The following is a 10,522-nucleotide window of genomic DNA, read 5'->3' on the forward strand; positions in this document are numbered from 1 at the left end:
CGTCGCGCAGCCGGATCCGCCACCGCGTCCCCGTCCGGTCGGGTGCCGCGGAGGCCGCCAGGTGCGGGCGCGGGGTCATGTCCTGGTCCCACACCAGCAGCGTGTCGGCGACGGCGGCGGCCCGCGCCCGGTCCACCGGCCGCCACACCCGGTGCGGGTCGGGTGCCCCGAGCGGGCCGGTCCCGGCGAACGAGGTGACCAGCCGCGGCGACGCGGCGTCGGCCGGCGCGCCGCACGCCGCGAGAGCCGGGATCCCCGCGAGCGCCGCGGACGCACCGGCGGCCCGCAGGAACGAACGACGGCTCAGCTGCACGACACCAGGGTGCCGGGTCGGGTGACGGTTAGGGTCGCCGGGATGGAACTCCTCGCGATCTCCGGCAGCCCGTCCGACCCGTCGAAGACCGCGCTGCTGCTGGAACTGGCGGTGGCCAGGGCGGCCGCGCACGACGATGTGTCGGCGGAGCTGCTCGCCCTGCGCGACCACGACGTCGTCTTCTCCGACGGCCGCGACCCCGCCGACTACACCGGCGACACCCGCGCGGTGATCGACCGGGTCGTCGCGGCGGACGCGCTCGTCGTCGGCACCCCGATGTACCGCGGCAGCTACACCGGCCGGCTGAAGAACCTGTTCGACGTGCTCCCCAACGACGCACTGGCGGGCAAGCCCGTCGGGCTCGTCGCGACCGGGGGCACCGACCACCACTTCCTCGCGGTCGAGCACGAGCTCAAGCCGCTCGTCGGGTTCTTCCGGGCCTGGGCGGTCCCCGGCGCGGTGTACGCGAACAACACCCACTTCGACGGCGGCGCGCTCGTCGACGACGGCGTCCGCGACCGGCTCGACGCGCTGACCGACGCCGTCGTCACGTTCGCACGGCGGATGCCCCGCGACGCCGCGGGCGCGGCCGCCCCGGACATCCCGCGCCGGTCGCTGCGCGAGGGCTGAGCACCGCTCAGGACAGGGCGTGCCCCAGCTCGCCCGCCCCGGCGAGCAGCTCGTCGGCATCGCGGGCGACCAGCACGTGGTCGAGGACCTCCTCGTACTCGCCCATGGCGCAGGACGCCTGGCCCCAGTAGCGGCGCTGCTCCGGGGTGATCCACCCGACCCGGTACGCGCGGCGGGCGAGGCGGCGCAGCTCGTCGGTCCCGGGCGGGAGGCCGTTGGACCGGCCGTCCCCGACGAACAGGACGGCGGTCCGGGAGTCGACGGCGTCGGCGAAGTCCTCGTTCAGGGTCCGGAGCACCCGCCCGTAGTCGCTGGTGGCGTCCAGGTCGATGCCGGGCGCCGCAAGCACGGCGGCCAGAGCGTGGTCGTCGTGCGCGGCCATCAGCAGGTCGGTGACCTCGACCGGGGTGTCGACGTAGGCGAGCACCCGGCAGCGGAACGCCTGCCGGTGCAGGGTGCGGGCGAGCCGCAGCACGAACGCGGTGATCGACCGCACCGACAGCGACACGTCCGCGACGACCAGCAGCCGCACCCGGTCGGGGACCTTCGCGCGGTGGTGCAGGTGGAACGGGACGCCGTCGCTGCGCATGCTGCGCCGGACCGTGTACCGCACGTCGAGCGGACCGTGCGCGTGCTCGCGGGGCACCCGGCGCGGCGCGCCGCGCATCCGGTGCAGCAGCTCGTGGCAGGCCTGTGCCATGTCCGCGGAGTCCAGCGTGTTCCCGCCGGCCCCGGTCTCCGGGCCCTCGGCCCCGGTGGTCGCGACCCGCTCGGCCAGCCGGGCGACGAAGTCGGTGATCGCGTCGACGAGCCGGTCGAGCTGGATCTCCGAGAGGTCCTCGCCGTCGGGGCCGTCGGCGTAGACGGCGTGCGGGTCGTACTCCGCGAGCCAGGCCAGGATCGCCTCCGGGTCGTCGAAGGCGATCTCACCCGACGCCTGCGTGGTGGCCCCCGAGGTGAGCTCCCGGCCGACCGCGGCCCCGGCGCGTTCGAGGTCGACGGTGTAGGTCGTGCCGCGCCGGCCCCGGTCCTCGCCGGAGGAGACCGACAGGTCCTTGTCCGAGCCGCCCAGCGAGGCGTCGTCGTCGTCGCGGTGGGGGTCGAACCCCTTCTCCTGCTCCGGCGCGTCGAGCAGGTCGCCCACCTCGGCGGCGCCCGGGTCGTAGCCGGCGTAGCGGCCCAGCGGGTCGTCGTCCTCGGTGAGGTCCAGGTCCCCGGGCAGGCCGTCGCCGCCGGGCTCGCGCAGGGCGGGCCCCGAGCCGCCGGCCGCGCCGGGACCGTCCGCGGCGACGAGGCCGAAGAACGCGTCGAAGGCACGCTCGAACCCGGGCCGCTCGTGGGCGTACTTCACCGTCACGGCGCGCAGCCCTGCGCGCAGCCGCCCGGTGTCCGCCGCGCCGAGCAGCGCCAGCACCCGGCGGACCTCGATCGCCTCCGCGGGGGACACCGCCACCCGCTGCGACCGCAGCACCCGGGTGAACGCGGCGGCCAGCACCGACAGCAGCCGCGTGCCGGGGTCTCCGGCCGCGGACGCGGTCATCGCCGCATCCGCCGGGCCCGGTCGGCCTCGGCGCGCGTCGCACCGGAGCTCGCCCGGCCCTTCCCGAAGGCGCCGGAGGTGGTGTCGGCGGGCCGGGAGGACCGGCGGACCCAGCCCTCGTCGGTCGCGACGTCCACCTCGGCCTCCGGCTCGCCCTCGTCGAGACGGCGCACGGCGAGCTCGCGGTCCGAGCCGTACTTGAGCAGCGCGGACAGCAGCGCCGAGCGCACCTTCTCGACCTCGCCGGTCGTGGCGAGCCCGAGCACGGCCGCGGCGCGGGCGGCGTCGATGACCTCCGAGATCGACGGGGACTTGCGCAGCGGGAACCCCCGCAGCCTGCGGGCCAGCTCCACGACGTCGGCGACGACGTCGGCGGCCACCTCGGGTGCCCGCCGGGACACGATCTCGGTCTCGCGCTCGGGGGTCGGGAAGTCGACCTGGTAGTGCAGGCAGCGGCGCTTGAGGGCGGGGGAGAGCTCCCGGGTGTCGTTGGAGGTCAGCACCACCCACGGGGTGGAGCGCGCGGTGAAGGTGCCGATCTCGGGCACGGTGACCTGCCGCTCGGCCAGCACCTCGAGCAGCAGGGCCTCCATCGACTCCTCGGTGCGGTCGACCTCGTCGACGAGCAGTACCACCGGGTCGTCGGACAGGACCGCCTCGAGCAGCGGGCGGGCGGAGAGGAAGTACTCGGTGTAGAGCCCGGTGTCCTGCTCCTGGAGCCGGGCGGTGGCCTCGGCCATCGTGGTGGTCCCCGACAGCAGCTCCCCGATCCGGTCGCGGAGCATCTGGACGTGCATCAGCTGCTTGCCGTAGTCCCACTCGTAGAGGGCGCGGCCGTCGTCGAGGCCCTCGTAGCACTGGAGCCGGACCAGCCGGCGCCCGCTCGCCGCGGCCAGGGACTTCGCCAGCTCGGTCTTGCCGACGCCGGCGGGGCCCTCCAGCAGCAGCGGGCGTTCGAGTGCCGTGGCGAGGTGCACCACCACGGCGAACCCGGGGTCGATGACGTAGTCCTGACCGGACAGCGCCTCGGTGAGCGCCTCCGCGCTCTCGAAGGCCGGCGGGCCGGACGCCGCGCCGCCGGACCGTGCCTTGCCGAACTCCGTGCTGTCGGACACCGTTCTCCTCGACTGCTGAGCCGCACGCAGCGGTGCGGCGGACGGACGGCCGCCGCCGCGCCCGGGGGTTGATCCGGGCGCGACGGCGGGTGGGCGGTACGTCCTAGTAGGACTTGTTGAACGCGTGGTCCACCATCGGGACCAGCGCCTCGACCGTGCACTCGCGGGGGTTGCCCGGGGTGCAGTAGTCGCCCATCATGTGCTCCGCGATCCGGTGGACGGTGTCGCCGTCGGTGGGGATCGTGTCGCCGACACCGGAGTACTTGCCGGTGTTCATCCGGTTCTTGTCGTAGCTGTCGGACCGCAGCGCGCCGAAGTTGTCCGGGATTCCGACGTCCTTGGAGAGTCGGATGGCCTCCTCGACCGCGGCGTCCGCGGCCTGCACGGTCGTCATGTTGCGGGTGTCCACACCGAGCGCGGTGGCGATCTTCGCGTAGCGCTCGTAGCGCGACGGCAGGTTGTACTCCCACACACGCGGCAGGGCGATGGCGTTGTTCAGGCCGTGGTGGGTGTCGAAGAACGCCGAGACCGCGTGCGACGCGGAGTGCACCAGGCCGAGGCCGCCGGAGTTGAACGCCTGGGCCGCGATGTACTGCGCGTGCATCATCTTCGACCGCGCCTCGAGGTTGCGCGGCTCGTACACCGCCTCGCGCAGGTAGCGCCCGACGAGCTCGATCGAGTAGATCGCGTTCCCCAGCGAGGGCTCGAAGTCCAGCCGCGAGACGTACGGCTCGGACCCGTGGGCGAGGACGTCGAACCCGCAGAAGGCGGTGAAGTGCTGCGGGCAGCTGTAGTAGAGCAGCGGGTCGTCCAGCGCCAGGGTGGCGACCACGGCGTCGTCGAACCCGACCCACTTCTTCGGGTTGTCCATGTCGCTGGTGTTGGTGATGACGTACGCCCACGAGGTCTCGGACCCGGTGCCTGCGGTGGTGGAGACCGCGATGTGCTTCGGGTTCTCCATGTTCGTGGACTTCGAGAAGCCCTCGAACTCGTTGATGTTGCGGCCGTCGTGGGCGATGACGACGCGGGCGCCCTTGGCGGCGTCGTGCGAGGAGCCGCCGCCGATCGAGATGATGCCGTCGCACTTCTCGCTCGTGTAGAGCGCGGCGGCGTCCATGCAGTTGTAGTCCTTGGGGTTGGACTCGACCTGGTCGTAGACGACCACGTTGACGCCCTGGTACTCGACCTTGCCCTTGAGCTCCTCCACGATCCCGGAGCCGCGCAGGCCCGAGGTGACGAACAGGGCGCGGGTCATCCCCATGTTCTTCGCCTCGACGCCGAGGATGTCGTGGGCGCCGACGCCCAGCAGGGCTCGCGGGAACGGGTGGAACTCCTTGATCGGGAAGTCCCAGATCTGGTTGAGCTCGATGGCCATGACTCTCCTCGACGGCTTCGTCGGCTGGCGGACGAGCACAACCCTGGTTGTTGCGAACTACTGGCAACAGCTACGGATGGGTACCTGACCACCCGGTCGTTCGCCGGGGCAGGTCCACCCTCCGTCCGGAGGGGTCACCGGCGTGGGGCGGAGGCCTCGAGGTGGGTGCCGACCGGGGTGAACCCGCTGCGCCGGTACCAGTCCCGCGACCAGTCGGCGGCGTCCGCGCCCAGCGCGAGCAGGTCGCAGCCGTGCTCGGCGGCGAGCTCGCGGGAGCGGGCCAGCAGCGCCCGGCCGTGCCCGCGGCCGCGGTGGGCCGGATCGGTCTCCAGGGCGTCGAGCCAGGCCGTGGCCCCGTCGCGACGCAGCGTCGCGGCCGCCACCACCCGGTCGTCGGCGACGACGGCGAGGCGGTGCAGGGCCAGTACCCGGTCGTCGCCGGTGTCGCGGTCGACCAGCTGGTCGAGGTCGCCGGGTCCGGCGCCGGGGAGGTCCCGGGCCCAGCAGGCGCGCCGGAACCCGCGGAGCTCGTGGTGGTCCAGCTCGGTGACCGCCGCCGCGCCGGCACCCGTGGCCGCGCCGGTCGCGGTGGGGGCGGTCATGGCCTCGTTCGCCGAGACCGACCACCCGGCGGCGCGGAGGCCGTCGGCGAGCTCGTCCGCGCCCGGGCCCCACAGCAGCGCCCCCGGGTGTCGGCCGTGCGCGGTGAGCGCCCGGTCGGCCTCGGCGAGCACGGTGGCCGGGTCGGTGCGGTCCGGTCGGCCGAGCAGCAGCTGGTTGTGCATCCGCGACACCGGCCAGGCGTCGGTCCGGACCGCGACGCCGCCGGTCACCGGCTCCTCCGCGGTCGCGCCGCGCCGCAGCATCGACGGCTCGAACCCCATCGCCCGCGCCGCCGCGCCGGGCTCGGGGACCTCCGGTGCGGCGAAGCCGTCCGGGCCGGGGCGGTAGGGCAGCACCATCAGCACCGCCGACGCCGGCACCGCCCCGTAGGCGTGCGGGAACCGCATCGACGCCGGGTCGGTCGGCACCCCCGGCTCCCACCGGACGTCGACGCCGGCGACGTCGATCCGGGCCGGGTCGAGGACGAGCAGGACCAGGTCGGTCCGGCCCGCGAACAGGCGTTGCGCGGGCAGGGCGACCTGGTCGGGCGCCGACAGGTGCACGAACCCGACCTCGTCCAGGGAGGAGGGCGCCACGGCTCCGGTGTCGAGCCACCTCCGCCACTCACCAGGGGTGCACAGGTGCAGCAGGACCGTCCCGACCGTCATGGGAGACAGCCTGCACGCCCGTCCGATCGGACGGGCGTGGACATCGAGTATTGATTTCCGGCACCGGGTGCCAATAGCGTCCGATCCGCTGCCACCGCCGGCCGGCGGGGCGGTTCACCACCTCTCTCGCCGAGAGTCGGATCCAGCGGAGGTTGCGCATGAGCGAGCACCAGAACGAGGACGCCCTGACCGAGGAGACCCTCGTCGAGGAGGTCTCCATCGACGGCATGTGCGGTGTCTACTAAGCCCCTCGACACCACGGTTCCGGACGGCGCCGCGGGGGCTTTCGACCCCGCGGCGCCGTACCGGCTCAGCGAGAGCGTCTCGCTGCGTCCGGAGCCCTTCGGCGCCCTGGTGTACGACTTCGTGACCCGCAAGCTCTCCTTCCTCAAGACGCCCCAGCTGGTCTCGGTCGTGCGCGACCTGGAGAACCAGCCGGACGCCCGCTCGGCGGTCCGTGCCGCCGGCGTCGAGGAGCCCCAGCACGACGCCTACCTGCGTGCCCTCGCCGGACTGCTGAAGTCCCGCACGATCGTCGCCCGCTAGTCCCGCCCGCCCCGCCGACCACCACAGTGAGGTGCCCGTGAAGCTGGTCGACCACTTCCAGTACGGCCTGAACTCGCCCATCTGCCTGACCTGGGAGCTCACCTACGCGTGCAACCTCGCGTGCGTGCACTGCCTGTCCAGCTCCGGGCGGCGTGACCCGCGCGAGCTGAGCACCGCCGAGGCCAAGGCCGTCATCGACGAGCTGCAGCGCATGCAGGTCTTCTACATCAACATCGGCGGTGGCGAGCCGACCGTGCGCCCGGACTTCTGGGAGCTGCTGGACTACGCCATCGCCCACGACGTCGGCGTCAAGTTCTCCACCAACGGCGTCAAGCTCGACAAGCAGCGGGCCGCGCAGCTCGCCGCGACCGACTACGTCGACATCCAGATCTCGATGGACGGCGCGACGGCCGAGGTCAACGACTACGTCCGTGGCCCGGGCTCGTTCGACACCGCGATCACCGCGCTGGAGAACCTCGCCGAGGCCGGGTTCAAGCATCCCAAGATCTCGGTCGTGATGACCCGGGAGAACGTCGACCAGCTCGACGAGTTCAAGGCCATCGCCGACAAGTACGGCGCCCAGCTGCGCATCACCCGGCTGCGCCCGTCCGGCCGCGGTGCCGACGTCTGGGACGAGCTGCACCCGACCCAGGCCCAGCAGAAGCAGCTCTACGACTGGCTGGTCGCGCACGGCGACCAGGTCCTGACCGGTGACTCGTTCTTCCACCTGTCCGCCTACGGCGAGGCCCTGCCCGGGCTGAACCTGTGCGGCGCGGGCCGCGTGGTCTGCCTGATCGACCCGGTGGGTGACGTCTACGCCTGCCCGTTCGCCATCCACGAGAACTTCCTGGCCGGCAACGTCCGCGACGAGGGCGGCTTCAAGGAGGTGTGGGAGCACTCCGAGCTTTTCACCGAGCTGCGCCAGCCGCAGACCGGCGGGGCGTGCGCGTCGTGCCCGCACTACGACACCTGCCAGGGCGGGTGCATGGCCGCGAAGTTCTTCACCGGCCTGCCGCTCGACGGCCCGGACCCGGAGTGCGTGCAGGGCTACGGCGAGGCGATGCTGGCCGCGCGCGACGGCGGGACGGTCATCCCGAAGTCCGACGTCGACCACTCGCGCTCGGCGCCGCGCAACACCCGTGCGCCGAAGCAGCCGACGATGCTCTCGCTCACTCCGCCGCCGCGCCGGCCGGACCGGGCCTGCGACGAGAACCCGCTCGCCGGGTTCGCACCGGACGCCGTGCCCGTGGCGCAGCCGGTCGCCGGGAGCTGACCACGGACCTGTTGCTGACGGGGCCCGTCGACCTGCGTGGTCGGCGGGCCCCGTCGCGTGTGCTGTTCGGGCCGCACGAGACCAACCTCGGCGACGCCGCACGCGGGATCACGGCCGACCACGTCGCCTACTACGCGGCGCGGGCCGCCGGGGGTGCGGGGATCGTCGTGGTCGAGCCGGCGTCGGTGCACGCCTCGGACCACCCCTACGCCTACGCCCCCGCCGCGTTCCCCGCCGCGTCGCCCGTCCCTGCCGTGTCGCCCGGTCCTGCCGCGTCGTCCGGCCCGGCCGCGGCGTCGGGGCGCGTCGAGATGCAGCTCAGCGGGAGTCGTGGATCTTCCGGGCCCGCTGAGCTGCATCTCGGCGACCGGGACGGCGCGCGGGTGCCCGCCGCGGCCGGGTGGGCGGCGGTCGTCGCGGCGTGCCGGCCGCACGGGACGCTCGTGCTGGCCGGGCTCGCGCACGCCGGTGGGCAGGGCAGCTCCGCGCACTCCGGGCACCCGCTGTGGGCGCCGTCGCCGGTCCCGGACGTCGTGTCCCGCGAGGTCCCGGTCGCGATGGGATCCGCGGAGATCGGCGCCGTGGTCCGCGGCTTCGCCGACGCCGCCCGCGCGGCTGTGGACAGCGGTGTGGACGGTGTGGAGATCTCCGCCGGGCAGCACTCGGTGCTGCGCCAGTTCTGCTCCGGTCTGACCAACCACCGCGACGACGCGTACGGCCGCGACCGCACCCTGCTGCTGCGCGAGGTCCTCGACGCCGTGCGGGCGGCGATCGGGCCGGACCCCCTGCTGGCACTGCGCCTGTGCGTCGACGAGCTCGCCCCCTGGGCCGGCATCACCCCCGGCGACGGCCTCGCCCTCGCCCGGGCCGTCGCCGACCGGGTGGACCTGCTCGTCCCCGTCGTCGGGAGCGCGCTGTCGATTGCCGCGACCCGGCCGGACCTGCACACGCCCGAGGCGTTCCTGCGGGCCCGGTGCGGCGAGCTGCGGCGTGCCCTCGGCGGTGCGACGACGGTCGTCCTGGCCGGCAGCGTCGTCACCCCGGCCCTCGCCGACGACGCCCTGAGCAGCGGCGACGCGGATATCGTCGAGATGACGAGAGCGCAGGTCGCGGACCCGAGGCTCGTCGCGCTGACCCGGGCCGGGACGCCGGAGCGCATCCGGCCGTGCCTGCTCACCAACTCGCTCGCCGCGGCTCGCGACCCGCGCAACCCCGTGGTCGGGGACGAGCTGGAACCGCGATCGGGGCACGAACGGACCGACCCGGAGCCGGACCCGGTTCCGCCGCGTTCCGCGGAACGTGGTCCGGACGCTGCGGCGGGCCCCGGACACCTCGATGCGGAACGAGCGCTGCGTTCCGCGGAACGCGCCGCAGGGGCGCGAAGGCCGGTGCTCGTCGTCGGCGGCGGACCCGCGGGGCTGGAGGCGGCCCGGACGCTGGCGCTGCGCGGGCACCCGGTGACGCTGCACGAGCGCACCGACCGGCTCGGCGGCCTGCTGCCCGCGGCCGCGGTGCTGCCCGGCCGGGACCGGCTCGCGCTGCCGGTCCCGTGGTGGGCCGCGGAGCTCGACCGGCTCGGCGTCGACGTGCGGCTGGGGTCGGAGGTGGACCCCGCGGTGCTCGGCGCCGCCCGGGCACGGGGGGAGGCGGTGGTGCTCGCGACCGGGTCCCGGCCGTCGCCGCCGGTGGTCGACGCGGACGTCCCGGTGCTCACCGCGGCGGAACTCTGCGCGGGGGTGGCGCGGTCAGCCCGTGTCGTCGTCCCGGCCGCCGCCGGGCGCGGTGTCGGTGCGGCTGAGGGCGTCGGCGATCCCGGCGCGGACCGCGCGACGCACCACGTGGTGGAGGACGTAGAAGAACGCGAACGCGATCACCAGCCAGAACAGGACGACGACGACCTCCATGGCGGGCACCGTAACGCAGTCGTCGCGGTGCTCGCCGCCGCGCGCGTTCCGCGGAACGCGCCGGTGCTCGTCGCCGACCCCCTCGGGGACTGGACCGGGCCGGGGGTCGCGGAGCTGCTCGCCGGCGCCGGGTACCGGGTGGTGCTGTCCACTCCGGACGCCGTCGCCGGACACCAGCTCGGCCGCTGCGGAGACATGGCCGCGGCGAACGCGCGGCTGGATCGGGCCGGTGTCCGGCGGGCGTTGTTCACCCGGCCGGGAGCGGTGCGCGGCGGTGTCGCGGAGCTGGTGGACGTCCACACCGCTGCGGTGACGACGGTGCCGTGCGCGGCCGTCGTCGACTGTGGACCGCGGCTGCCGCAGGACACGCTCCCGGCGCTGCCCGGCTGTCACCTCGCGGGGGACCGGGTCGCGCCGCGGACGCTCGCCGAGGCGGTGCGGGAGGGGCGGCGGGCCGCGTTCGCCCTCGCAGACGCCGACGCGACGGCGGGGGGCACGGCCCGGGCCGTGACCGGGCTGGAGCCCGGATCCGGCCCGGCGGTCCTGCCCGGATCC

General features: G+C 74.4%; 10 protein-coding genes. 5 read left to right on the top strand and 5 right to left on the bottom strand.

From position 1 onward, the window contains the following. A partial coding sequence (locus tag NH602_RS22570; protein WP_253068849.1) for a twin-arginine translocation signal domain-containing protein occupies window positions 1-313 on the bottom strand: 313 nt, incomplete at its 3' end. A 42-nt stretch (window positions 314-355) separates the two neighbouring features. Between NH602_RS22570 and NH602_RS22575 the strand changes: the two genes are divergently transcribed. Continuing rightward, window positions 356-943: an NADPH-dependent FMN reductase gene (locus tag NH602_RS22575; protein ID WP_179761734.1), complete on the top strand. Its 588-nt coding sequence runs from the start codon at window positions 356-358 to the stop codon at window positions 941-943. 7 nt (window positions 944-950) lie between these two features. Here NH602_RS22575 and NH602_RS22580 read toward each other — a convergent pair whose 3' ends face one another. From NH602_RS22580 to NH602_RS22595, 4 genes are all read right to left on the bottom strand, one after another. Beyond that, window positions 951-2,483 carry a VWA domain-containing protein gene (locus tag NH602_RS22580; RefSeq protein ID WP_179761735.1) on the bottom strand — a complete coding sequence of 511 codons (1,533 nt, stop codon included), beginning with the start codon at window positions 2,481-2,483 and terminating at the stop codon, window positions 951-953. Further along, window positions 2,480-3,598: a MoxR family ATPase gene (locus NH602_RS22585; protein ID WP_083658808.1), complete on the bottom strand. Its 1,119-nt coding sequence runs from the start codon at window positions 3,596-3,598 to the stop codon at window positions 2,480-2,482. Before NH602_RS22585 ends, NH602_RS22580 begins: the two co-directional genes overlap by 4 nt. A 103-nt stretch (window positions 3,599-3,701) precedes the next feature. Further along, entirely contained in the window at window positions 3,702-4,973 is a 1,272-nt protein-coding gene (gene mdo / locus NH602_RS22590) for an NDMA-dependent methanol dehydrogenase (RefSeq protein WP_253068850.1), read from the bottom strand. Window positions 4,974-5,107: 134 nt separating this feature from the next. After that, a complete protein-coding gene (locus NH602_RS22595) occupies window positions 5,108-6,244 on the bottom strand; it encodes a GNAT family N-acetyltransferase (RefSeq protein WP_253068851.1) in 1,137 nt (378 codons plus the stop codon). Between the two features lie 158 nt (window positions 6,245-6,402). Here NH602_RS22595 and mftA point away from each other — a divergent pair, with 158 nt between their 5' ends. The 4 genes from mftA to NH602_RS22615 all read left to right on the top strand — a co-directional run. Continuing rightward, window positions 6,403-6,489, top strand: a complete 87-nt coding sequence (mftA, locus tag NH602_RS22600; protein ID WP_060710386.1) for a mycofactocin precursor MftA — start codon at window positions 6,403-6,405, stop codon at window positions 6,487-6,489. Further along, the gene (mftB, locus tag NH602_RS22605; RefSeq protein ID WP_062398180.1) at window positions 6,479-6,790 is read left to right on the top strand and encodes a mycofactocin biosynthesis chaperone MftB; all 312 of its coding nucleotides are present in this window, start codon (window positions 6,479-6,481) and stop codon (window positions 6,788-6,790) included. The genes mftA and mftB overlap by 11 nt, the downstream gene beginning before the upstream one ends. 37 nt (window positions 6,791-6,827) lie before the next feature. Continuing rightward, window positions 6,828-8,063: a mycofactocin radical SAM maturase gene (gene mftC / locus NH602_RS22610; RefSeq protein WP_100878817.1), complete on the top strand. Its 1,236-nt coding sequence runs from the start codon at window positions 6,828-6,830 to the stop codon at window positions 8,061-8,063. An 11-nt stretch (window positions 8,064-8,074) separates the two neighbouring features. Further along, window positions 8,075-10,522 (top strand): FAD-dependent oxidoreductase (locus NH602_RS22615; RefSeq protein WP_253068852.1); only part of this gene is annotated, 2,448 nt, incomplete at its 3' end.

Source organism: Pseudonocardia sp. McavD-2-B (genome assembly GCF_024124365.1).
Lineage (GTDB): Bacteria > Actinomycetota > Actinomycetes > Mycobacteriales > Pseudonocardiaceae > Pseudonocardia > Pseudonocardia alni.